Origin of the sequence: Rheinheimera soli (assembly GCF_021290985.1) — a bacterium.
In the GTDB taxonomy this organism is placed as follows: Bacteria; Pseudomonadota; Gammaproteobacteria; order Enterobacterales; family Alteromonadaceae; genus Pararheinheimera; species Pararheinheimera soli.
Genome location: NZ_JAJOYU010000024.1, coordinates 41905 through 65758 on the forward strand (window position 1 = coordinate 41905; position 23854 = coordinate 65758).

Genomic DNA, 23854 nt, shown 5'->3' on the forward strand with positions numbered 1-23854 from the left:
AATGGGACAGAAAGTACATCCTACTGGTATTCGCCTAGGTATCACTAAGCCTTGGAGCTCAACCTGGTACGCGAATACAAAAGACTTCCCGGACTTCCTGGTTGGTGACTTTAAAGTTCGTCAGTATCTGACAAAAGAACTGAAAGCCGCTTCAGTAAGCCGGATCGATATTGAACGTCCTGCGAAAAGCATCCGTGTGACTATTCACACTGCTCGTCCAGGCGTGATCATCGGTAAAAAAGGTGAAGACGTTGAGAAACTGCGCAAAGCCGTAGCGACTATCGCTGGTGTGCCTGCTCAGATCAATATTTCTGAAATCCGTAAGCCGGAATTAGATGCCAAATTAGTTGCTGACTCAATCAGCAGCCAGCTGGAACGCCGTGTAATGTTCCGTCGCGCTATGAAGCGTGCGGTACAGAACGCAATGCGTTTAGGCGCTAAAGGTATCAAAGTTCAGGTCAGTGGCCGTTTAGGCGGTGCTGAGATTGCTCGTGATGAATGGTATCGTGAAGGCCGTGTGCCACTGCACACTCTGCGTGCTGACATCGATTACTCAACATCAGAAGCTTTAACTACTTACGGTATCATTGGTGTGAAAGTTTGGATTTTCAAAGGCGAGATCTTAGGAGCTATGCCATTGAACAACAACGCGAACGCCAACAACGACAAACAGCCTAAGGCGCCGAAAAAACCGGCTCCTCGCAAGGCTAAGTAGGAGTATTGAGCGATGTTGCAACCAAAACGTACTAAATTTCGTAAAGTGCACAAAGGACGTAACCGTGGCTTAGCGCTGGTAGGCGATAAAGTCAGCTTCGGTACTTATGCACTTAAAGCAGTTGAACGTGGTCAAATGACTTCACGTCAAATCGAATCTGCACGTCGTGCCATGACTCGTGCCGTTAAACGTGTTGGTAAAATCTGGATCCGCGTGTTCCCGGACAAACCAATGACGGAAAAACCACTCGAAGTTCGTATGGGTAGTGGTAAAGGTAGCGTGGAATATTGGGTTTGCCAGATTAAACCTGGCAAAGTCCTGTATGAAATGGACGGTGTGTCGGAAGAACTGGCACGTCATGCGTTTACGCTGGCAGCTGCCAAGCTTCCATTTAAGACAACCTTTGTAACGCGGACGGTATTGTAATGAAAGCAAGCGAACTGAAAGTAAAAAGCGTTGAAGAGTTAAACGCTGAATTACTGGGCTTATTACGTGAGCAGTTCAACCTGCGCATGCAAGCAGCTACAGGTCAGCTGGCTCAGACTCATTTGTTAAAGCAAGTGCGTCGCGATATCGCGCGTGTTAAGACTATCTTAACCGAGAAGGCAGGTGCCTAATGAGCGAAAAAAACACCCGTACCCTGCAAGGTAAAGTGATCAGCAACAAAATGGACAAGTCTATTACTGTTGCTATCGAACGTCACGTGAAGCACCCAATCTATGGGAAATTCATTACACGTACTACCAAACTGCACGTACATGACGAAGCAAACCAGTGTAAAGAAGGTGACATCGTGACTATTCGCGAATGTCGTCCTCTGTCCAAGACTAAGTCATGGACTCTGGTTTCCGTTGTCGAATCTGCATCTTAATGATTAAGATGTAAGCGAAAACGGCCCTTCGGGGCCGTTTTTTTCTCGTTCGACTAAAGGCTACCATTTGTACAAAAGTGCTGTTATAATCACGCGCCCTTTTGTTGGGGGTAGTTTATAGTCGAAAGCAGCGTAACCCGAGAGGGTTATAGTAGTGGAATAGCGGAGCACTAAGATGATCCAGATGCAATCTATGCTGGAAGTCGCAGACAACAGCGGCGCGCGCAGCGTAATGTGTATTAAGGTCTTAGGTGGTTCGCATCGCCGTTATGCAGCAATTGGTGACGTTATCAAGATCACCGTTAAGGAAGCAATTCCTCGCGGTAAGGTCAAAAAAGGTGACGTTCTGAATGCTGTGGTGGTGCGTACACGCAAAGGCGTACGCCGTCAGGACGGGTCAGTAATCCGTTTTGATCGCAATGCAGCAGTGTTGTTAAACAACAAGCTGGAACCGATCGGTACACGTATTTTTGGACCGGTAACGCGCGAACTTCGTGGCGATAAGTTCATGAAGATCGTTTCCCTGGCCCCAGAAGTACTGTAAGGAGTCACAATGGCTAATAAAATCCGTCGTGATGATGAGGTTGTTGTTCTTACTGGTAAGGACAAAGGCAAAACTGGCAAGGTTCTGAAAGTGTTAGTTGCTGAAGACCGTGTGTATGTTTCTGGCATTAATTTTGTCAAGAAACACCAGAAGCCAATCCCAGCGTTGAACACCCCAGGTGGAATCGTTGAGAAAGAAGCCTCAATTCACGTTTCAAATGTAGCGATCTTCAATCCAAAAACTGGAAAGGCTGATCGTGTAGGTTTCCGTTTTGAAGATGGCAAGAAAGTTCGCTTCTTCAAATCGAATAACGAAGTAATTTAATTGCTATTGGAGTAATACGATGGCGAAACTGCATGAAATTTATAAAGACACCGTAGTTCCAGAACTGTTTAAACAGTTCGGCTACACGAGCGTCATGCAAGTCCCTCGGATTGTTAAAATCACACTGAACATGGGTGTGGGTGAAGCAGTAGCTGATAAGAAGATCCTTGATAACGCAGTAGCAGATTTAACTGCTATCTCTGGCCAAAAGCCATTGGTTACCAAGGCTCGTAAATCAGTAGCTGGTTTCAAAATCCGTGAAGGCTACCCTATTGGTGCAAAAGTTACACTGCGTGGCGAACGTATGTGGGATTTCTTAGAGCGTTTAGTATCTATTGCTATTCCTCGTATCCGCGATTTCCGCGGTGTGAATCCTAAGTCGTTTGACGGCCGTGGTAACTACAGCATGGGCGTTCGTGAGCAAATCATATTCCCTGAAATCGATTACGATAAAGTAGATGCGGTACGTGGTTTAGATATCACTATCACTACTACGGCTCGTACTGATGATGAAGGGCGTGCATTACTTGCCGCGTTTAACTTCCCATTCAAGAAATAAGGTGTAGGGTCATGGCAAAACAATCAATGAAAGCGCGCGAAGCAAAGCGTGCAGTACTGGTAGCCAAATACGCTGAGCAACGTCATGCACTGAGAGATCTGATTGCAAATCCGACGACTTCTGACGAAGACCGTTGGGCAGCAGTTCTGAAGTTGCAGTCGTTACCGCGTGATTCAAGCCCTTCGCGTCAACGTAATCGTTGTCGTGTAACAGGTCGTCCTCACGGTTATCTTCGTAAATTCGGCATGAGCCGGATCAAGGTACGTGAAGCAGCGATGCGCGGTGAAATTCCTGGCCTTCGTAAGGCTAGCTGGTAAGAATCACGGGAGTAACAGCTATGAGCATGCAAGATCCAGTAGCGGATATGTTTACTCGCATCCGCAACGGCCAAGCTGCCAAAAAGTTTGCGGTTAAGATGCCATCTTCAAAAATGAAGGTTGCCATCGCGAAAGTATTAAAAGACGAAGGTTACATCGAAGATTTCGTTGTATCTGCTGATGTTAAGGCAGAGTTGGAAGTTACATTAAAGTATTTCCAGGGCAAATCAGTAATTGAAACTATCGATCGTGTTAGCCGTCCAGGTCTGCGTATCTATAAGAAACGCGGCGAATTACCAAAAGTAATGGGTGGTTTAGGTGTAGCTATTATATCTACGTCTAAAGGGCTAATGACTGACCGTGCCGCGCGCAAGGTTGGAATCGGTGGTGAAATCATCGGCTATGTAGCGTAACGGAGGGTAACTATGTCTCGTGTTGCTAAGGCCCCCGTCACGGTTCCTGCAGGTGTAACAATTACACTGAATGGCCAAAACCTGACAGTAAAGGGTAAAAATGGCGAGTTAACGTTGAACGTTAACCCTGCAGTCGAAGTTGTTATTGAAGGTAACGTACTGCGTACGACTCCTCGTGACGGCATCGCAAACGCTGACGCACAAGCGGGTACCGCTCGCGCGTTGATCAACAATTTAGTGACTGGCGTAACCGAAGGTTACACTCAGAAGCTGGAATTGGTTGGTGTTGGTTACCGTGCAAAAGCAGAAGGCAAGGTGTTAAACCTGAGCTTAGGCTTTTCTCACCCGGTTGCTTTCGAGGTGCCAGCTGGTATCACGATCGAAACCCCTTCTCAAACAGAAGTGTTGGTGAAAGGTTCTGACAAGCAATTAGTTGGTCAAGTTGCTGCAAACATCCGCGCGTACCGTAAACCAGAGCCTTATAAAGGCAAAGGTGTTCGCTACGCTAACGAAAACGTGCGTCGTAAAGAAGCGAAGAAAAAGTAGGGTAGGACGATGGATAAGAAACTTGCTCGTCTGCGCCGCGCTAAACGCGTTCGCAGAACAATTATCGAACAAGGTGCGAACCGCCTGGTTGTACATCGTACACCACGTCACATTTACGCCCAGCTTATCGCACCAAATGCTGAAGTGATTGTTGCTGCTTCCACTGTTGAAGCTTCAATCCGTGAATCATTGAAGTACACCGGCAATATCGACGCTGCTAAAGCTGTAGGTAAAGCGATTGCTGAACGTGCAGTGGCTAAAGGCGTCAGTAAATGTGCTTTTGACCGTAGCGGTTTCCAGTATCACGGTCGTGTACAGGCATTAGCTGATGCGGCGCGTGAAGCCGGTCTTCAATTCTAGGAGTAGATCATGGCTAACGTAGAAGCTAAACAACAATCTGATTTACAAGAGAAGCTGGTTGCTGTTAACCGTGTTTCCAAAGTTGTTAAAGGTGGCCGGATTTTCTCCTTCACCGCTTTAACAGTAGTTGGTGACGGTAATGGTCGTATCGGTTTCGGTTACGGTAAAGCGCGCGAAGTACCAGCTGCTATTCAAAAAGCAATGGAAAAAGCTCGTCGTAACATGACTCAAGTTGAGTTAAACGGTAACACTCTTCACCACCCGGTAAAAGGTATCCACGCTGGTTCCAACGTGTATATGCAGCCGGCGTCTGAAGGTACTGGTATTATCGCCGGTGGTGCAATGCGCGCAGTGTTAGAAGTAGCAGGTGTACAGAACGTTCTGTCTAAATGCTACGGCTCAACCAACCCAATCAACGTAGTTCGCGCTACTATCAACGCCCTGTCAGCGATCAAATCGCCTGCTCAGGTTGCTGCGAAGCGTGGCTTACGCGTTGACGACATTCTGGGGTAATTCGCCATGTCTAAAAAGACTGTAACAGTAACCCAAATTAAGTCAGGCATCGGTCGTTTACCGAAGCATAAAGCGACTTTAGTTGGTTTAGGCTTACGCCGTATCGGTCACACTGTAACACTGGAAGATACACCTTCAGTGCGCGGTATGATCAACACTGTGTATTACATGGTTAAAGTGGAGGAGTAATAAATGTTTTTAAATACGTTATCTCCTGCACCAGGTGCTAAAAAAGAGAAACGCCGTTTAGGTCGTGGTATCGGTTCTGGCTTAGGCAAGACTGGTGGCCGTGGTCACAAAGGTTTGAAATCTCGCTCAGGCGGTAAAGTACGTCCAGGTTTTGAAGGCGGTCAAATGCCTCTGAAACAACGTCTGCCTAAGTTCGGTTTTACATCACGTAAAGGCTTAGTATCTGCTGAAGTTCGTTTACACGAGCTGACAGCCGTAGCTGGTGATGTAGCTGATTTAGCAAGCCTGATGGAAGCTAATATCATCTCTCGTATCGTTAAGTTCGCTAAAGTTGTGTTATCAGGCGAGATCACTCGTCCAATAACAGTTAAAGGCTTAAGCGTGACTAAAGGTGCGCGTGCTGCGATTGAAGCCGCTGGCGGCAAAGTCGAAGAATAATAAGGATAGTACGCGATGGCAAAACCAGGTTCGGATACAAAAAGTGCAAAAGGCGGCTTCAGTGAGCTGAAATCCCGTCTGTTGTTCGTACTTTTGGCCATAATCGTTTTCCGATTAGGCTCATTTGTGCCAATTCCTGGAATTGACGCCGCCGTGCTGGCTCAATTATTCGAGCAACAAAAAGGCACCATCGTTGAAATGTTTAACATGTTCAGCGGTGGCGCCCTTGAGCGTGCATCTGTATTTGCACTTGGCATTATGCCTTACATTTCTGCTTCTATTATTGTTCAGCTGTTAACCGTGGTTCATCCCACGCTGGCTGAATTGAAGAAGGAAGGCGAGGCCGGCAAGCGTAAAATCAATCAGTATACACGTTACGGTACCTTAGGATTGGCAATAGTCCAGGCGATCGGTATTTCTACCGGTTTGCCAAATCTGATGCCGGGTTTAGTAGTAAACCCAGGTATTGGTTTTACAATCACTGCTGTGATCAGTTTAGTCACCGGTACCATGTTTTTAATGTGGTTAGGTGAGCAAATTACTGAACGTGGCATTGGTAATGGTATTTCGTTGCTGATTTTCACCGGTATTGTTGCTGGCTTCCCGTCTGCCATTGGCCAGACGATTGAGCAGGCACGTCAAGGCGATTTGCACTTTTTGCTTTTATTAGCGATTGGAGCCATTGTTGTTGCGGTTACCTGGTTCGTAGTTTTCTTCGAGCGTGGTCAACGTCGCATTGTGGTTAATTACGCCAAACGCCAACAAGGCCGTCAGGTATTTGCTGCCCAAAGCAGTCACTTACCTCTGAAGGTCAACATGGCTGGTGTAATACCACCAATCTTTGCTTCAAGCATAATCCTGTTCCCTGGTACAATTGCCAGTTGGTTTGGGTCAGGCGAAGGTATGGTTGCTAACTTCCTGCAGGAAGTGGCATTAACCTTATCTCCGGGTCAGCCGCTGTATATGGTTTTATATGCTGCTGCGATCATCTTTTTCTGTTTCTTCTATACTGCGTTGGTGTTTAACCCACGTGATACAGCAGATAACCTGAAAAAGTCTGGTGCCTTCATCCCTGGTATTCGTCCTGGTGAGCAGACATCTAAATACATTGATAAAGTAATGACACGTTTAACCTTAGCTGGCGCGGCGTATATCACCTTTATCTGTTTGGTTCCTGAGTTCATGATGGTTGCATGGAATGTGCAATTTTACTTCGGCGGTACATCTTTACTGATTATCGTAGTGGTTATTATGGACTTTATGGCACAGGTACAAACCCATCTGATGTCTCATCAGTATGAGTCGGTACTTAAAAAGGCAAATCTTAAGGGCTACGGCCGTTAAGGTAATTTTGCGGAGTTAAGTCATGAAAGTACGAGCTTCCGTTAAGAAGATCTGCCGTAACTGCAAAGTTATCAAGCGCAACAATGTTGTGCGTGTAATTTGTGTAGAGCCTAAGCACAAGCAACGTCAAGGCTAACAGCAGAAAAAAATTATAGGTCAGGGCTAGACTTTTTTGTCTAGCCCCGACTTATTGTTGCAATATGGCCGCCGTTTGAGTATCCTTACGGGCTTTTCAAATCGGCACCCTTTTAATCTTTTATAGGAGAACGTTAGTGGCCCGTATCGCTGGCATTAACATCCCCGATAATAAACATGCTGTCATCTCTTTGACGTATGTTTTTGGTATCGGTAAAACCCGCTCTAAAGCTATTTTAGCTGCAGTGGGAATTGAAGAAACTCGCAAAATCTCTTCTTTGTCTGACGCAGAGCTTGACTCTCTTCGTGACGAAGTAGGTAAGTACACTGTTGAAGGTGACTTACGTCGTGAGATTACATTAAACATTAAACGTTTGATGGACCTGGGTTGTTACCGTGGTTTACGCCACCGTCGTAGTCTGCCTGTTCGTGGTCAGCGCACTAAAACTAATGCGCGTACCCGCAAGGGCCCACGCAAAGCTATTAAGAAATAGGACGGGGTAAAACATGGCTAAAGCACCAGTTCGTACTCGTAAAAGAGTAAAAAAGCAAGTTTCTGACGGTATGGCTCATATCCATGCCTCTTTCAACAACACCATCGTCACGATCACTGATCGCCAGGGTAATGCTCTTTGCTGGGCAACTGCTGGTGGTTCTGGTTTCCGTGGTTCGCGTAAGTCTACGCCGTTCGCTGCACAGGTTGCTGCTGAGCGTGCTGGTACTGCCGCGTTAGAATATGGTCTGAAGAACCTTGAAGTGTTTGTAAACGGTCCAGGCCCAGGCCGCGAATCAGCGATTCGTGCTCTGAACGCAGCTGGCTACCGCATTACAAATATCACCGACGTGACGCCAATTCCACACAATGGTTGCCGTCCACCGAAAAAACGTCGCGTGTAACAAGCGCTTCTAGGATTATTGGAGAAAGAAGATGGCAAGATATTTGGGTCCTAAGCTCAAGTTAAGTCGTCGCGAAGGAACAGATTTGTTCCTGAAAAGCGGCGTTAGAGCAATTGATTCAAAGTGTAATTTAACTACTGCTCCTGGTCAGCACGGCGCTCGTCGCGGTCGTTTATCAGACTACGGTTTACAATTACGCGAAAAACAAAAAGTACGTCGTATTTATGGCGTATTAGAGAAGCAGTTCCGTAACTATTACAAAGAAGCTGCTCGTTTGAAAGGTAACACTGGCGAAAACTTACTTCAGTTACTTGAAGGCCGTTTAGACAACGTGGTTTATCGCATGGGTTTAGCTAGCACGCGTGCAGAAGCACGTCAGTTAGTTAGCCACAAAGCTATTATGATTAATGGCGCTGTGGTAAACATCCCATCTTACGCTGTGTCACCTGATCAAGTCATCGCTGTTCGTGAGAAAGCGAAGAAGCAAGCACGTATCGTTGCTGCTTTAGAGATTTCTGAACAACGCGAAAAACCAACTTGGATCGAAGTCGATACCAAGAAAATGGAAGGCGTTTTCAAACGTGTTCCAGAGCGTTCAGACTTGTCTGCAGACATCAACGAACAGTTAATCGTCGAGCTTTACTCTAAGTAGTAGGGCGTTTTCTTAAGAGAGGATAAAATGCAGGGTTCTGTCACCGAATTCCTTAAGCCGAGATTAGTTGGTATCGAAAAAATCAACCCAACTCGTGCCAAAGTTACTTTGGAACCACTTGAGCGCGGTTTCGGGCATACCTTGGGCAACGCGTTGCGTCGTATTTTACTTTCGTCTATGCCAGGTTGTGCAGTGACTGAAGTAGAGATCGACGGCGTTCTTCATGAGTACAGCGCCAAAGAAGGTGTTCAGGAAGATATCATTGATATTTTACTGAACCTGAAAGGTTTAGCCGTCCGCTTGGAAGACAAAGACGAAGTCACTCTGACTTTAACTAAGAAAGGTGCTGGCCCTGTAACTGCTGGTGATATCCAGCGTGGTGACGGTGTAGTGATCGTTAACCCAGAGCACGTAATATGCAACCTGACCGGCGAAACTGAATTCAGTATGCGTCTGAAAGTTGAACGTGGTCGTGGTTATGTTCCTGCTTCGGCCCGCGTATCCTCAGAGGATGACGAACGTCCAATTGGTCGTCTGTTACTGGACGCATCTTTCAGCCCGGTAGAGCGTATAGCCTACTCAGTTGAAGCTGCTCGTGTAGAACAGCGTACTGACCTGGACAAACTAGTTATCGACATGGAAACCAATGGCACAGTAGAGCCAGAGGAAGCAATTCGTCGTGCTGCGACTATTTTAGCTGAACAGCTGGAATTCTTCGTAGAATTACGCGACAAGAGCGAGCCAGAAAAACGTGAAGAGAAGCCGGAGTTTGATCCGATTCTGTTACGTCCAGTTGATGATTTAGAATTAACAGTTCGTTCTGCTAACTGCTTAAAAGCAGAGCAGATACAGTACATCGGTGATCTGGTACAACGTACTGAGGTTGAGTTGCTGAAAACGCCAAACCTTGGTAAAAAGTCGCTTACCGAAATCAAAGACGTGTTGGCTTCACGCGGTTTATCCTTAGGCATGCGCCTGGAAAACTGGCCGCCAGCAAGTTTGGTAAATAAAGACTAACCAGATTCCAGTTCCTGGTTTAGTAAGAAGGAATAGATCATGCGCCATCGTAAGAGTGGTCGTCAGTTAAACCGGAACAGCAGTCACCGTACTGCAATGTTCCGCAACATGGCTAGCTCGTTGGTGAAGCACGAAATCATCAAAACGACTCTGCCAAAAGCAAAAGAGTTACGTCGCGTAATCGAACCTCTGATTACACTGGCGAAAAATGATAGCGTTGCAAACCGCCGTTTAGCTTTTGCTCGTACACGTGATAAAGAAGTAGTTGGTTTGTTATTTAACGTGTTAGGTCCACGTTATAACGCCCGTCCAGGTGGTTACACTCGTATTCTGAAGTGTGGCTTCCGTGCTGGCGACAACGCACCAATGGCTTACATCGAGTTAGTAGACCGTCCAGAAGTGGCCGGCGCTGCATTACCAGCTGAAGAAACAGCAGCTGAGTAAGTAAGACTCCAAATAAAAAGGCCAGCGCAAGCTGGCCTTTTTTTGTCTGAATTTAGTGGCTGATATAAATGCATCCTTAAATGAGGGCCAATTTATTCTTGCTAAAAAGAGTACATATCGTGTTTGTTTGTCAATCGCCTTCGGTTAGTCTTGCCATTGCCTGTTTCTGAAAACCTGAGTGAGTAGCGGGTCAATAGGCGCATTCCCAGTTAAGATGTGAAAGGCACCATTATTTATAATCTTAGTGGTCTCACATTGTATATGTGCGCCAGAAAACAGTTTCCTTCAGAATTCCTACTACCTTTTGCATCAAACTTGTCTTTTAACTAATAGCTGTACCACGTAAAGCATGCACTACAGGTCGGCTCAATAGGGAACGCACGCAGCCGAGCACAATCAGTGTTGTTAACAGCAACACCGTTAGCAGCGCTATTGAGGCATTCAGTGGTGCTATCTGTAACTGTTGTGCAAAACTAAAAGACCAACCCAACTGCAAGCTCAGTTGCAAACTGCTGTAAGCAAGGATTAATAACAGCACAGCCCAAAGTAGTGGTTTCAAACTATCAACCAACGTCAGCTGCAGCAGATGCTGTGGTCGCGCACCCAGCGATTGGCGTACTGCCAGTTCATATTGGCGCAGCTGAATTTGTGTGCGGATCACCGCAAAAATACCCAGGCCAGCTAATGCCAGAGCCAGTAACGACAATGCAGCTGTGACGATGGTCGCCACTTTTGCATCCTGGGTATGTTCGGCGAAAATCTCCGCACTGGTATGGAAACGGAAAACTTTCAGTTGCGGATGCACTTGCGCCAGAGCCTGATTCACCAGATCACGGCTGAGGCTTTTGCCATCCGCCAGCCTGACCAGTAAATGTGGAAATGCAGGAGGTGTCGCTGGGGTGTAGACAGCCGCACTATCGGATTGACCGGGCAGCGTCAGATCGCTGACCACTCCAATGATCCGACTCGGCGTTGTTGCTCCTCGCAGGTACAGCACTTTGTCGATCAGTGAGCCGTCTGTCGCAAAATCGGCGGCAAGTCGATGGGCCAGGCTGGAGCTTATCACGACCACATTGTCCTGATTCAGCACTTGTTGAGGGCTAAACATCTCGCCACTTTGCAGTTGAAGCCCCAGCGCCTTCAGATACTCTGCGTCGCCGCTAAAACGATAGCTAGGATAAAGCCTCGTTGCATCGGCTTGCTGGCTAACCGATGACATGGCAAATCCGGCCTGCCAAAAGGAGATCGGCGGGTAACCACCCACGCCGACAAGCCTGGCGTTGCTTTGTTGTTTGACCACTTCGGCGGCTTGCACAAACAGTTGCCGACGTTCTTCATTTTGTGAGCTTGTCAGTAATGCTCCCTGCGTCAGGGCCACCTGATAAGTGTGTAAATCAAGCCCGGACGGCTGGCGTAGTTTGGCAAGCGCCTGCACAAAAATCTGGCTGCAGTAAATCAGCGTGACTAAACAAAACAGAGTTTGTGACATCAACAGCAGTTGGCGTGTACGTCCCGACACTTGCACAGTAGCGCCTTTGCCACTTTGTTGCAGGCTCTGCTGCAACTGGCGGTAATTCAGCTGCCGGGTGAGCCAGGCAGAAAGTGTCAGGCAAAGCACGACCAACAGAGCGATCGCAAAGAGTACACTCAAAGCTCCACTGCCAAGCTCCTGCAAACGGGGTAACGGACCGGCGTAACCTGCTTGGAGACTTTGATAACAAGCCTCTGCCACACCAAGACATAACAACAATGCCGGAATGGCTAATAGTGAAAACTCGGTCAGATATTGGCGAAACAGATGGGCTGGACGTGCACCCAGCGCAATCCGGATAGTCAAGGATCGTTGTTGTGCCATCGCGCGGCCGAGTACCAGATTGGCTATATTGGCGATGGCAATAGCGCAAAGCAGCATGCTGCCTGCCAATAAACTCAGGCTAAGACCAGCTGCGTCCCCCAGAATACGGCTACGCACAGGCTCCAAACGCCAGCGCACTGAACTGTTTTTCAAAAACGCATTGCTCTGGTTGGCTGCAGTAAATTCCGGCGCAGCCCATTGTTCAAAACTATGGGCTAATTGTGCTGGATTGCTGCCAAGTTTAAGCTTTAGCAGCAGATGCATTTGATTGCTGTTAAAACTCCAGTTTGGCGTGCCCATATCATGAAAATCGTAACTGAGCCAAAGATCAGTCGACCAACCAGGCGCTGCCAGTACTGGCTCGACAAAATGTGCTGCCAACACACCAACCACAGTAAATGACACGCCGCGAAATTGCAGTGTTTTGCCAAGCACCGCAGGGTCGCCGGCAAAATGCTGCTGCCAAACCTGATAGCTCAGAACCGTCACTGGTACCTGGCTATCGAGTCCTTCCGCCGGACTCAGATGGCGGCCCAGCGCCAGCGGTGCGTCAAACATCGGCAAAAATTCCGGCGTGACATAACCCAGATTAAAGGAAGGGTTGCCGGGCAGATTTTGTGCCACATCAATACTGATATTGTGCAGCGCTTTGCTATCTGTTTCTGGCCAGTTTTGCCGGTAGATATCCAATTGTGCTTGCGCCGGCAGCCACTCCTTCGACACCTGCTTGTCTTGTTGCCACTGGCTGCCGCGCACTAATTGCAAACGTTCGGCATCGGGGTAGGGCAGAGGTGCCATAAATAGCTGATAATTCAGATTAAAAGTGGCCACTAAAGCGCCCAGCGTCAGGCCGAGTGTCAGAATAATGGTCAGGGCGTAAAGCTGCTGCTGGCGCAACAGTAACAGCGCAGTGTGGAACCAGTGTTGCAACATGCTTAATTTCCCTCCTGAGCTGAGCGGATTAACTGGTTTGCTGACTGTTGTAAACACTTTCGCAGCGGCAGTAACAAAGCACACAGCGACAAGCAAAGCAAACAACCGGTGCTGATCAGCAATAGTTCCAACAGATACTGTTCCATGGTGTGCTGCACTTGCTGATGAAGATAGCCACGCACTGTTAACACCAACAAAATGCTGCTCAGTAAGCCAGTTAAAAACGGCAGGGCATTGTCGCGCAGGAACAAGCGAACTATATAGTGTTTACTGGCGCCAAGAGCCAGACGGATGCCAATTTCACTGGTACGCAGCTGAACGTTATAATGAATAACCCCATACAATCCGATAGCCGCCAGCAACAGTGACAATAGTGTCAACACAATGGCAGCCCCTGCGGTCAGATACTGGCTTTTCAGCAGACGGGCTTTTTGTTGTTCTAATGAGTCCAGCTGATAAATCACCAGCATATCGCTGACGTGCTGCAGTGTAGCCATCAGTTGATGTTTCAGCAGTTGTTGCCCTGGTTTTAGCATGATGGTAAAGCTGCTGCCGCTGTACATGGGCCGGTAAACTCGGGGCGGCACTGTTGCCTCACCGGGTTTTTTCAGGCCTTGCACCACACCAATAATAACAAATGAAGCGTCCGCACCAGCGCTCAAATCAAAAGACAAGCGTTGGCCAACAGCCGTACTGTCAGGATAAAGATGTTTGGCCAACACATCATTAATGATCAGCACTTTGTCAGCAGTTTGTACTTGCTGTCTGCTGAAATCATGTCCTTCCAGTAAGGATTGGGCTGTCACCTGGAAAAAATGTTCATCCACAATTTGAGCCTGTGGCAACACAGTTTTTTGCGAGCGCTCATCAATCAGTGACCAGGTATTGCTGGCACTGACCAAAGGCGACATAGCGCGGCTTACCGCCTCAACTTGTGGCAACAGTTGCAGTTCTGTCGTGAGCTGACTGAGTACGGCATTATATTGTTCAGGTATCAGTGGTTGAGGTGTATTTAGCCGGACGTCCAGATTCAGCAGATCGGCAGTGGCAAAAACCTGCTGATCGCGCATGCTACTGACGGCACTGAGTAAAAATGTCAGATTAACCAACAATAATAAGCCAGCGACTGCGACCTGACTATATACCAGCGCCTGTCTGACAGAACGCGGGATCTGTGCAGTACTGCCTTTGCCGCCTGATGCCAAATGGCTTTGCAACTGTCGATAATTCAACTGACCACCACTCAGTTTGCCAAGGCTCAGTAGTTTTGCACTGCACCAGGCAAACAACATGACCAGACCCAAGGTCAATGCAATCGCCAGCAGCAAAGCGCTATAGCTGATGCTGTCATAACCAGAGAGTGGTAATACATCGGGCAGGTTGTGCCGAATAAACCAACGCCCGACCAGCGAAATACCCCAGCCGACCAGTGCCGAAAGAGCCATTAGCACTGCGATTTCACTCAACAGGACCAAGCGAACTTGTGCTGGTCTGGCCCCGAGCGCAGCACACAATGCCAGCTCTTTGTTTCGTTCCGCCGCCCGGGCTAACAACAAATTGGCGATATTAGCTGTGGCGATTAGTAATAAGGCGACAGCAGCTGTCAGCAGCAAATAAGCGGCCAGATTACTGTCGCCAAAGATCACCTGACGCAAGCTGCTGAACTTCATCTCAACCCGCCAACCCTGATAAAAGGGGATGGCTGCAACTTCTTGTTGCCAGGTTCGATCGACCAGATCGGTTAGGCTTTGCTGTGCTTGTTGAACCGGGATATCTGCTTTGAGTTTGCCAATAAAAATTCGCGGATTCGCTCTATCTCCCCAGCGACTGCGGATTGATTCAGTCGCTGGGTTAAAGTGCCAGGGTAGCCAGATGGCCGTTTGTCGCCCGGATTGAGAAAGTTCGGGCTCGACAAAATCAGCCGCTAGCACCCCAGCTACCTTATAGCTGTTGCCACGAATACTGAGTACTTTGCCAATAATGTCCGGGTCGGCAGAAAACAAGGATTGCCACACTGTATAACTTAACACAGCGACAGGTTCAGCCAGATCCGGATTGCTAACGGGCTGAAACAACTGACCAAGCTGAGGCCAGGCTCCAAGTGTCTGGAAAAAATCAGCCGTGATGTAACTGGTCGCGAGTTTGGGCTGATCAGGGTGTGACACCAACACTTCATCATCATAGTGAGCCAGGCCGACACTGGAGAACAGAGCCTGATCTTGCTGTTGCTGCTGATACAAATGCATCAGGCTGGCATAACCATAGGCATTCACATTGGGCAGGCCGGACTTATCAATCTGCAGTTGTTCTACTTTATATAGCTGTTCCGACTCAGGATAAGGTAAGGGCTGCAACACCAGATAATAAAACAGCCCTGTGGCGTTTAATAAAATGCCCAGCGTGATGCTCATCGTCAGCACAATACTGAGGGCAAAACCCCGGCGTCTGTGCAAATTTTTCCAGGCGGTTTTGAGCTGATATACAAACATAGTGCTGATCCTTATTCTTATAGTTGTTGGCGGATGCGGTTTATTATTAATGTGAGGCATACCAAAGCAGCCATCATGTTATTGTCCTTGCAACGCATAAATGGCAGGTTTGCGAATAATGCCCCACACCGACAGCAGTGATGTCAGTACTGTTAACAGCACAATCAGTACCAGTGGCAGGGCAAAACCGCCAGCTGACAGTTCCACTGTGAACATTGTTTGTCGCAGGCCAAGCCAGAGGATCGCCAGTAGCAATGCTGCCAGTACTAAACCAGCACAAACAGGTTTCAGGTTCTCGTTCAGCAATTGGCGAATAATAGTAGTTGGACGAGCGCCAATGGCCATTCGTACGCCTAATTCAAAGCGGCGCTGCTGCACGCTGTAACTCAGCACGCCATAAATACCTATAGCGGCAAGCAGGAAACTCAGTAGCACAAGAGTGGTAGTCGCAGCAGCTGTCAGATAGTTACGCAGCCGCACCTTGTCGATATTATCTGCAATGCTATAGATATTGGCTGCTCTATAGTTGGCAGAGACTTGCGCCATTGCCTGGTTGATGGCGGTTTTGTCAATCTGCATACCTGGTTTCAGTTGCAATTGCAGATTGGCTGTAGTACCAAGATTGCGGGTTAAGTAACTGCGGCCTGTCTCGTGCGGTGACCATAGATCCGGCAACTGATGATTAAGGCTTACACCTATAATCTCAAATGCGAGGCTGCCATTCGGCGAATACAGTTGCTGTCCAACTACGTTACCATCGGGTCGAAGCTGCAGTGCCAGAGCCTGATTAATGATCACCACCAGTGCTTGTGAGCTGATTTCCTGTGCCGTGAAGTTGCGGCCTTGCACTAATTTGATGTCAAACAGCGGCAGATAAAACTGATCGGTGTAAACCGCACGGCTGAACAACAGTTGAGTCGGGCTGTCTGGCGAGGCTATAAAACTTGCCGAACCATAATAACCATCAAAAGAAATCGGCGGATAATTGCTGACTGAGGCAGTCTGTACCGCCGGATGTTGTTGCAGAATATCACGCACCTGCATCAGCTCGTCCTTTTGTTGACGATACACCGCGCGTCGTTGTTCCAGCGGCAAACTGGCATCCGGAGCAGGTGTCATATCGTCAATGGTAATTTGATAGCGATCACTGCTGGTAAAACCTACTTGCTGGCGCAGTTGTTGTAACGACTGCAACAGCACTTGTGCACTACAAATCAGCAGCAAGCCGGCCAGCATCACCTGAGCGCCAATCAACAACTGTCGGGTACGGCCGCTGATTTGCACGCCGCTGCCTTTGCCACTGCTTCGCAGGTTTTGTTGCAGCGCCTGGTAGTTGATTTGCCTGCTGATCAGGGTCGCAAATCCCAGAGCCAGCAGCAGGCTGACCAACAGCGCAAAAGCCAAAGTCGGCCAGTCCATTCCCAGTTCGGTCAGTCGCGGCAGAGTGGTACCAGCATAAGCCCACAACAACGCATAAGCACCTTCGGCTACGACAAAAGCAACCAGCAGCGCTGTGCTGTCAGCAACCAAGTGAGTTCAGCCAACACAGAGCCCAATAAATGGTGTCGCTGCGCCCCGAGTGCTGCCTGAATACTCATGCTGCGTTGCTGGCGGGCGGCGTGGGACAATAATAAGTTGGTAATATTGGCTGCAGCGATCAGCAATAACAGCACACTGCCGATCAGCATCGACAGTGTTGCTTTACTGCTGTCCCCGTCCATCATCTGCCGCAGTGGTTCGGCATGAAAGCGCGCAGTGCGCCCGGCCTGAGCTGGTATTGCCGCAACTGCCTCCTGAAATTTTTGCTGAATTTGTGGCCTTAACTCTTGCTCGAAGGCCTGAAGCGCACCGGCGTCTTTCAGTTTCGCCAGATAAAAGTGGGCACCGCTGACATCGCCTGGGCTCGCATTCGCGCCAGGCGCATAATCCCAGGGTAACCAGATGTCATTCACACGGGCCGGGCCTGTCAGAGCAGGCTCTTGGAAAGTCGCTGCGGTAATGCCAATCACTTTAAACGACTGATTGCCTATCTGTACTGTGCGTCCTACTGTAGCCGGATCAGCCTGATAGTGTTCGCGCCAGGTTTTTTCACTCAACACAGCGACAGCTTGGTGACTGCCGACATCTTCATCTGCACTAAATGCCCGGCCATGTAATAACGGCATCTGGTACATCCGCATATAACCGGGCGTGGTGTAAGCAATCTGTACTTGTGGACTGTTTGCTAAATCCCGCAGCGTCATACCAACGTAAGAAAAGCTAAATAACGCCTGATCGCTTAAATGCTCTGAGGGTTTGGGGTAAAGCTGACGGAAAATGCTGACTGGCAGCACACGCGGATACATCACAGATCCGTCTTTTTCCAACCAAGCTGTGCTACCCACCACTAACTGATCTTCATCAGCATAGGGCAGCGGTGCCGCCAAAATTTGATAATTCAGATTAAACATGGCGACCAATGAACCCAATGCTAAACCCAGCGTCAGTACCACAGTGGCGGCATAGCCTTTGGCTTTGCTAAGCCTATAAAGCGCAGTGGAGAAGTCTTTGCGAGAAATCATCTTATTGTCCTTGTGCCGGAGATATCCGACCGGCATTGATTTGTCCTTGGTTCTGTTCCAGCAGTGAAACCAACAGTGCAAAAACCAGCAGACACACTAATTGTAATAAACCGAATACCAGCAACAGCCAGCTGCTTTGCAATGGCCAGACACTTCGTAAGGTGGGCAACAAATTCAGTAAGCTTATCAATAGGCCTAAGCTAATACCGCATGTAAAAAGTCGGCTGAGTTGCATCCTTCACTCCTTGTTTGGCAGCTTGTACTGCACAATACTGTGGCTGGCCGCTACGAACACAGTTACTGAGCCACAACCTGGCGTAAAGCTGTGGTGTGTTGTTGCATAGGTGTGCCGTCACTATCCAGAATGCGTCCATCCAGCAGGTGCAACTTGCGGCTTGCCATATCGGCATAACGTGGGTCGTGAGTTACCATGCACAGGGTGGTGCCGTTATTATTCAGTTCACACAACATATCCATCACGGCGTCGCCATTTTTGGAGTCCAGGTTACCTGTAGGTTCATCGACTAACAGCAACGCCGGGCTACCGACTAAAGCACGGGCTATCGCAATACGTTGCTGCTGACCACCGGATAACTGGTTAGGTCTGTGACCGGCCCTATGGGTCATATCTACAGTTTTCAGGCAGGCCATTACACGGTCTTCAATTTCAGATTTAGCAACAGACTGGCGGCGATAACGCAAGGGCAGGGCTATGTTGTCGAATACAGTCAGCTCATCTATTAAGTTAAATGACTGAAAGATAAAACCTATTTTTTCATTGCGGATAAAGGCCGCCTCGCTCAGGCTTAAACCACTGACTTCTTTGCCTTCAATCTGATAGCTACCACCACTGGGCATATCCAATAAACCAAGCAGAGATAACAAAGTGGACTTACCGCAACCTGACGGGCCGCAAATCGAAACAAAGTCGCCTGAGGAAATCTGTAAATCGATACCCCGTAACGCATGGGTTTCCATTTCATCTGTGGCGAAAATTTTGGTGATGCCCTGCATCAGAATAGTTGGGTGTTGCATAAAAGTTCCTTTGCTTAATAGTCTTTAACGCACAACGCTGACTGTGTCTGCGTCCTGAAATCCCGCCATGTCGGATAAGACAAATTGCTCACCTTCAATGGCACCTTGGTGTAGTTGTAAAAAGCGTCCGGCTTCGTCGCCAAACTGCACTGCTGTGGCGGATAAGGTATTAGTGTTTGGATCCAATTTAAACAGTCTGGCCTGGCTATGACTTTGGCTATTCACCGGGCGCTCCAGGTACAAAGTATTCGTCAGCTCTGCGGTAAAAATCTGTGCATCTATATTGAGTTCAGGGCGGGCTGAAGCAGGTATGGCGTCAACAAAAGTGAGTTCCACTTCGATAGTGCCTTCGACGACCTGGGGGGTGACCCTGCTGACGATGGCATCGGCTTGTTCACGCCTGGTGTTAATTCGGGCTTTTTGGCCGGGCCGGATTTGTTCGGCTTTGCTTTGAGATACCCGCACCAGTGCCAATAAATCCTCATCGCTGCCAACTAAAGCCAGCTCCTGACCTGCGGTTACACTTTGGCCCAGTTCAACCGGAACTCGCTGCAACACACCTTCAATACCTGAGCGTACTGTCAGTTGATCCAGTCGCTGTTTTAAACGCTGCTCACGAGCTATCGCCTGATTCAGTTGTTCTTGCGAAATGGTCAGAGCCTCCTGATTCACCAGCTTTAGCTGGTCCAGTCGCTTCTGTTGCAGTTGAACTTGTTGCGCCAGCTGAGATTTTTCCAACACAGTGGTCTGAAAACTTAATTGTGAAACTATGCCTTTAGCTGCCATTTCTGCTTCGGCGCTGTGACGTAATATCAGCATTTGATAGCGGGCATCTAATTCGGCAAACCGACCCTCTTCGGTTAGCATGTCTCGTTGGTTGTTTAAATGCTGACGGCGAAAATTGGCATGTTCCTGCGCTGTGGCCATGCTGGCCGTTTCAATTTGCTGCATCAGTTCAGGATCACTTAAACGCAGAATGATGGAATCTGCTTGCACTACAGCCCCGGCTTTTAATACTACTTCTTCTACTGTTGCTGGTGCTAAGGCGCTGATCAGCTTTTGTTTATCTGAACGCAATACGCCATAACCATCCACTGTAACTTGCAGATCGCCACGCTTCACAGTACCCAGCAATAAACCGGATTGTTCAATTTTGTATTGATAGCTAGGGGACGCAAACAAAGTGCCCATCAGAACCAAAGCCGCCAGCGCAGTAACAACTAACACGGGCTTCTTCCAGAGAGCTGCAGCTTTTTCTTTTTTTATATCCATACTGATTTTTCCGCCTTGCCTCTTATTGTTGGATCTAAGCACAGCCACGTCGAATTGTTGCAGGGAGACACTTCAAATCGGCGCAGCTATGCTTTTCTAGTGCAGCAAAGGGCATGCCATTGCGTAATTATCTGATTTATATGAAAATTTATTGGTCATTTAGAAGGTGGCGTCCGGGATCGGACGCTCTGAGTCCGGAATCGGACATTTAAATGGAGAAAAAATCAGTCTTGCGGCAAGGATAAAGTAGCACAAGAGCCTGTTATGCCGTCAGTTCTGTTAGTCAGGTTCAGTTCGCCTCCAAGTTGCTCAATGATCTGCCGGCATAAGGCTAAACCTATGCCCTGACCCTGAGGCTTAGTACTGTAAAAGGGAACAAATAGATCTTGCTGATTACTAAGGCCAGAACCCTGATCCAACAGCTGAATTTCAAGGTTGTGGTTTTGTTGGATAAAGTTAAGTTGCACTGTGCCTGCCGGGCTACCTGCTTCAATGGCATTTTTTATCAGGTTAATCAGCACCTGTTGTAACAACATCTGATCACTTTTAAATACCAGCTCTGTACCGCAGGCTTGTAGCTGACACTGTTGAAACAACAGCTGCAAAGAGTGAAACAATTGTCCGGCATTAATCTGCTGGTGCTGGATCCGCAGCTCTTTATTCAGTTCAGCATAACGGCTGACAAAGTCCTGCAAATGCTGACTACGTTCGCGGATCAAGGCCAGAGCGTCCTGATCACGGCCTGGCGGCAGTTTCTGTTGCAAATGTTCTGACAAACTCAGAACCGGCGTCAGTGAGTTACGAATTTCATGGCTCAGAACCCGGATCAATTGTTGCCAGGCTTGAAGCTGAGTTTCCCGCAAAGCCGCCTGAATGTTAATAAAAACCAGCAACTGGTGACGCTGGCCTTGATCCAAAAATCGACTTTGGCGGATCTGCCACTGTTTTGCTTTCTCTTTATTGACAAAATTCCAATGAGGCAGGGCACTCAGGCCCAGACTTTCTGCCGTCGCATGGCGCATACTTTGCCAGGGGCGGCCAAACAATTGGCTGAATTCGTTATTGGCATAACTCAACTGCTGTTTATGATCAAATACCAGAATAGGGGTATTTAACTGATCAATCAGCCGATACAGCAAAAACTGTTGTTCATCAAAATAGCTTTTCCGTTGCTGTAATTGTTCGCTGAGCTGCTGTAACTGGAGTTGCAGCTGCGCTGCTATCCCTTTCTGAAACACAGCTTTAGCCTGCAAACTGTAATCCTGATTTTGCATTGCTTCTAACTGCACACTGGTGCGACGAAAAGCTGCAATAGTTTGCTGTCTGACGAAGTGCTGCCACCTGGTTATGAGAATAAAGGCACAACAGCTACTAAGCCACACCCACCAATGCGGCCAGAACCAGCAAAGCAGTGTTGCCAATACCAAGCAAAGCACAGTAATCAGCAGTGACTGCTTACGGCTTTGCGCTTCTATGCTGTCAGAGTTCCAGGCCATGTTTTTCCAGTCTGCGGTATAAAGACGACTTGGTAATACCAAGCTTTTCAGCAGTTTTTTGTTTATTGCCCTGACAAAGTTGTAATGCCTGACGGATCAAGCTCAGTTCAGCCTGTTCCAGTGTCATCAAAGGTAAAACTGCGGCTTGTATTGCTACAGACTGTTGCTCATCCGGTAGTGCCAACTCTTTGAGTGAGATCTCTTTGTTTTGGGTTAACAACACGGCGCGTTCTAGCAGATGACTCAATTCTCTGATATTGCCAGGCCATTGATACTGTTGTAACCGGCTTAATGCATTGTGATGCAAAGTCAGGCCGGTCTTGTGGTAACGCTGGCCATGCTTGTGCAAGAAAAACTGGCAAAGCGGAGCTATATCTGCAGGTCTTTCTCTTAAAGGTGGTATACGGAATTCCAGCGTATTAAGGCGGTAATACAAGTCCTGACGGAACTGGCCATTTTGGATCAAGGCTGAAAAATCAGCATTGGTTGCTGCAATTAGTCTTAGATCGCTCTGTTCAGTCTGGCTGGATCCTACCGCTTCATACTGGCCTGACTCCAGTACCCGCAGCAACTTCGCCTGTTGCGCCAGTGGTAAAGTGGCGATTTCATCCAAAAACAAAGTGCCACCTCTAGCTAAGCTAAAACGTCCGGCTCGTGCTTCTTTAGCATCGGTAAAAGCACCTTTTTTATGACCAAAGAGTTCGCTTTCAAATAATGCTTCAGGAATAGCGGCCATATTGACTGAAATCAAAGGTCCGGCTGAACGGCCTGAATGCTGGTGTAGCCAATGTGCCAGCTGACTTTTTCCTGTGCCGTTTTCACCGGTCAGCAGAATATTAGCTTCTGTAGCTGCCACGGTTTGCAGTTGCTGCATCAGTGTCAGCATTTGCGAACTTTGCCAGACCAGTTCAAGTGGGGTTGATGACAGCTGTTGGTGCAGAGCTTTGTTGTGTCGTGTCAGACTGGACAACTTCAGTTGCTGCTGCAAAATTTGCTGCAAGCGCTGGTTGTTCCATGGCTTTTCAACAAAATCACCGGCACCTGCCTGCATCGCCTGCACTACTAAGGTGGTATTCGACCAGGCCGTCATCGCCACGACTGGAATGTCATACCCATGTTGTTGCAGGTAACGTAAGAAGCGCAGGCCTTCTTCACCTGAAGTGGTATCGAGCTGAAAGTTCATATCCAGCAGGATCAGATCCGGTTGTTGTTGTTGCAGCCATTCGCGGGCCTGTACAGGGTTTTCCAGTTCTTCAATGCTGTAGCCCAGATCTTCCAGCACAAAACGGGCTGCAAGTCTGACTTCGCGGTTATCCTCAATAAGCAGGATCAGGGGCTGATAATCCGGGCGCGTTTGCACCATCTATAAGTTCTCCATCTTCTTCTATATATAGAGCGGCTCTATATAGCTTGGTTAAGCTGATTGCTTCATTGCATATTCGGCACTATAGCAAAAGCACTAGCAAAATAGATGCCGAAGCAAAAAACCAGATCATTTTGTCGTTTAACTACATAGCTTGATCGTCAGGATCCGGTTGAGGATCCGTTTTTTGAGCAGGTTTTGTCTGGAAAATAAGCATAAAAACCAGATCCGGTTAAAAACTAAGCGGTCGAACAGCTTTTATCAAAAAAGATCTTGCGGCTTAGTCTCAGATCTCTATAATGCGCTCCATCGACAGCGAAGACGGTTTCCAAAGTGAAATAGTCAGCTGCTAAAGATTCTGAAAGTTGTTGATTATAAACAACTTTCGCTTCAGTAAAATGAAGCACTGCTCTTTAACAATAAGCAATCAATCATCTGTGTGGGCACTCACGGTTTAGATTCTGCAGCGAGCAATCGCAAAAAGAATATATATCAGTGAAGTGACTTACATAGTTATCTGTTCGAAAGAGCGGATGTTTTAAGTCAGTGATACTGAGCAGCTACTTCGGTGC

At 48.0% G+C, this 23854-nt stretch carries 30 protein-coding genes; 21 read left to right on the forward strand and 9 right to left on the reverse strand.

The features are described from left to right. Nucleotide 1 precedes the first annotated feature (1 nt). The 21 genes from rpsC to rplQ all read left to right on the forward strand — a co-directional run bounded on the left by rpsC (nt 2) and on the right by rplQ (nt 10278). A complete protein-coding gene (gene rpsC, locus LSG37_RS15515) occupies nt 2–715 on the forward strand; it encodes a 30S ribosomal protein S3 (RefSeq protein ID WP_008899114.1) in 714 nt (237 codons plus the stop codon). A 12-nt stretch (nt 716–727) separates the two neighbouring features. Beyond that, nucleotides 728–1141 (forward strand): 50S ribosomal protein L16, encoded by a 414-nt coding sequence (gene rplP, locus LSG37_RS15520; protein WP_008899113.1) that lies wholly within the window; start codon nt 728–730, stop codon nt 1139–1141. Next, a complete protein-coding gene (rpmC, locus tag LSG37_RS15525) occupies nt 1141–1332 on the forward strand; it encodes a 50S ribosomal protein L29 (RefSeq protein ID WP_008899112.1) in 192 nt (63 codons plus the stop codon). The genes rplP and rpmC overlap by 1 nt, the downstream gene beginning before the upstream one ends. Next, on the forward strand, nt 1332–1586 hold the full coding sequence (gene rpsQ / locus LSG37_RS15530) for a 30S ribosomal protein S17 (protein ID WP_125061011.1): 255 nt from the start codon (nt 1332–1334) through the stop codon (nt 1584–1586). Before rpmC ends, rpsQ begins: the two co-directional genes overlap by 1 nt. Before the next feature lie 175 nt (nt 1587–1761). Further along, nucleotides 1762–2130, forward strand: coding sequence for a 50S ribosomal protein L14 (gene rplN / locus LSG37_RS15535; protein WP_127688204.1), 369 nt, complete (start codon nt 1762–1764; stop codon nt 2128–2130). Between the two features lie 9 nt (nt 2131–2139). Beyond that, complete coding sequence (gene rplX, locus LSG37_RS15540; protein WP_008899109.1) at nt 2140–2454, forward strand: 50S ribosomal protein L24; 315 nt, start codon at nt 2140–2142, stop codon at nt 2452–2454. A gap of 19 nt (nt 2455–2473) precedes the next feature. Further along, nucleotides 2474–3013 carry a 50S ribosomal protein L5 gene (rplE, locus tag LSG37_RS15545; RefSeq protein WP_127688206.1) on the forward strand — a complete coding sequence of 180 codons (540 nt, stop codon included), beginning with the start codon at nt 2474–2476 and terminating at the stop codon, nt 3011–3013. An 11-nt stretch (nt 3014–3024) separates the two neighbouring features. After that, a complete protein-coding gene (gene rpsN / locus LSG37_RS15550) occupies nt 3025–3330 on the forward strand; it encodes a 30S ribosomal protein S14 (protein WP_127019513.1) in 306 nt (101 codons plus the stop codon). A 20-nt stretch (nt 3331–3350) separates the two neighbouring features. Beyond that, nucleotides 3351–3743: a 30S ribosomal protein S8 gene (gene rpsH, locus LSG37_RS15555; protein ID WP_233010929.1), complete on the forward strand. Its 393-nt coding sequence runs from the start codon at nt 3351–3353 to the stop codon at nt 3741–3743. A 12-nt stretch (nt 3744–3755) separates the two neighbouring features. Further along, nucleotides 3756–4289, forward strand: coding sequence for a 50S ribosomal protein L6 (gene rplF / locus LSG37_RS15560; protein WP_233080742.1), 534 nt, complete (start codon nt 3756–3758; stop codon nt 4287–4289). 9 nt (nt 4290–4298) lie between these two features. Beyond that, nucleotides 4299–4649 carry a 50S ribosomal protein L18 gene (gene rplR, locus LSG37_RS15565; protein WP_127688208.1) on the forward strand — a complete coding sequence of 117 codons (351 nt, stop codon included), beginning with the start codon at nt 4299–4301 and terminating at the stop codon, nt 4647–4649. Nucleotides 4650–4658: 9 nt separating this feature from the next. Continuing rightward, nucleotides 4659–5162, forward strand: a complete 504-nt coding sequence (gene rpsE, locus LSG37_RS15570; RefSeq protein ID WP_008899103.1) for a 30S ribosomal protein S5 — start codon at nt 4659–4661, stop codon at nt 5160–5162. Between the two features lie 6 nt (nt 5163–5168). Further along, a complete protein-coding gene (gene rpmD / locus LSG37_RS15575; RefSeq protein WP_008899102.1) occupies nt 5169–5351 on the forward strand; it encodes a 50S ribosomal protein L30 in 183 nt (60 codons plus the stop codon). A 3-nt stretch (nt 5352–5354) separates the two neighbouring features. Further along, on the forward strand, nt 5355–5789 hold the full coding sequence (gene rplO / locus LSG37_RS15580) for a 50S ribosomal protein L15 (protein WP_127019518.1): 435 nt from the start codon (nt 5355–5357) through the stop codon (nt 5787–5789). A gap of 15 nt (nt 5790–5804) precedes the next feature. Next, nucleotides 5805–7133 (forward strand): preprotein translocase subunit SecY, encoded by a 1329-nt coding sequence (secY, locus tag LSG37_RS15585; protein WP_125061014.1) that lies wholly within the window; start codon nt 5805–5807, stop codon nt 7131–7133. A gap of 22 nt (nt 7134–7155) precedes the next feature. Continuing rightward, a complete protein-coding gene (rpmJ, locus tag LSG37_RS15590) occupies nt 7156–7269 on the forward strand; it encodes a 50S ribosomal protein L36 (protein ID WP_082335860.1) in 114 nt (37 codons plus the stop codon). A gap of 136 nt (nt 7270–7405) precedes the next feature. After that, a complete protein-coding gene (gene rpsM, locus LSG37_RS15595; RefSeq protein ID WP_040555062.1) occupies nt 7406–7762 on the forward strand; it encodes a 30S ribosomal protein S13 in 357 nt (118 codons plus the stop codon). A gap of 13 nt (nt 7763–7775) precedes the next feature. Beyond that, complete coding sequence (gene rpsK / locus LSG37_RS15600) at nt 7776–8165, forward strand: 30S ribosomal protein S11 (RefSeq protein ID WP_008899098.1); 390 nt, start codon at nt 7776–7778, stop codon at nt 8163–8165. Between the two features lie 31 nt (nt 8166–8196). After that, complete coding sequence (gene rpsD / locus LSG37_RS15605) at nt 8197–8817, forward strand: 30S ribosomal protein S4 (RefSeq protein WP_008899097.1); 621 nt, start codon at nt 8197–8199, stop codon at nt 8815–8817. Between the two features lie 27 nt (nt 8818–8844). After that, complete coding sequence (locus tag LSG37_RS15610; protein WP_008899096.1) at nt 8845–9834, forward strand: DNA-directed RNA polymerase subunit alpha; 990 nt, start codon at nt 8845–8847, stop codon at nt 9832–9834. Nucleotides 9835–9873: 39 nt separating this feature from the next. Further along, nucleotides 9874–10278, forward strand: a complete 405-nt coding sequence (gene rplQ / locus LSG37_RS15615; protein WP_008899095.1) for a 50S ribosomal protein L17 — start codon at nt 9874–9876, stop codon at nt 10276–10278. A 322-nt stretch (nt 10279–10600) separates the two neighbouring features. Here the strand turns inward: rplQ and LSG37_RS15620 are convergent, their stop codons facing one another. The 9 genes from LSG37_RS15620 to LSG37_RS15660 form a co-directional block, all read right to left on the reverse strand. Continuing rightward, on the reverse strand, nt 10601–13066 hold the full coding sequence (locus tag LSG37_RS15620; RefSeq protein ID WP_233080743.1) for an ABC transporter permease: 2466 nt from the start codon (nt 13064–13066) through the stop codon (nt 10601–10603). 2 nt (nt 13067–13068) lie between these two features. Next, on the reverse strand, nt 13069–15555 hold the full coding sequence (locus LSG37_RS15625; protein WP_233080744.1) for an ABC transporter permease: 2487 nt from the start codon (nt 15553–15555) through the stop codon (nt 13069–13071). 78 nt (nt 15556–15633) lie between these two features. Beyond that, nucleotides 15634–17085, reverse strand: a complete 1452-nt coding sequence (locus LSG37_RS15630; protein WP_233080745.1) for an FtsX-like permease family protein — start codon at nt 17083–17085, stop codon at nt 15634–15636. Continuing rightward, on the reverse strand, nt 17043–18116 hold the full coding sequence (locus tag LSG37_RS15635) for an ABC transporter permease (protein WP_233080746.1): 1074 nt from the start codon (nt 18114–18116) through the stop codon (nt 17043–17045). Before LSG37_RS15635 ends, LSG37_RS15630 begins: the two co-directional genes overlap by 43 nt. Before the next feature lies 1 nt (nt 18117). After that, entirely contained in the window at nt 18118–18351 is a 234-nt protein-coding gene (locus tag LSG37_RS15640) for a hypothetical protein (RefSeq protein WP_233080747.1), read from the reverse strand. A 62-nt stretch (nt 18352–18413) separates the two neighbouring features. Then, a complete protein-coding gene (locus tag LSG37_RS15645) occupies nt 18414–19151 on the reverse strand; it encodes an ABC transporter ATP-binding protein (protein WP_233080748.1) in 738 nt (245 codons plus the stop codon). 24 nt (nt 19152–19175) lie between these two features. Further along, nucleotides 19176–20378: an efflux RND transporter periplasmic adaptor subunit gene (locus tag LSG37_RS15650; protein WP_233080749.1), complete on the reverse strand. Its 1203-nt coding sequence runs from the start codon at nt 20376–20378 to the stop codon at nt 19176–19178. 269 nt (nt 20379–20647) lie between these two features. Further along, nucleotides 20648–21919 (reverse strand): sensor histidine kinase, encoded by a 1272-nt coding sequence (locus tag LSG37_RS15655; protein WP_233080750.1) that lies wholly within the window; start codon nt 21917–21919, stop codon nt 20648–20650. Next, complete coding sequence (locus LSG37_RS15660; RefSeq protein ID WP_233080751.1) at nt 21903–23282, reverse strand: sigma-54-dependent transcriptional regulator; 1380 nt, start codon at nt 23280–23282, stop codon at nt 21903–21905. The genes LSG37_RS15655 and LSG37_RS15660 overlap by 17 nt, the downstream gene beginning before the upstream one ends. Between the last annotated feature and the right edge of the window lie 572 nt (nt 23283–23854).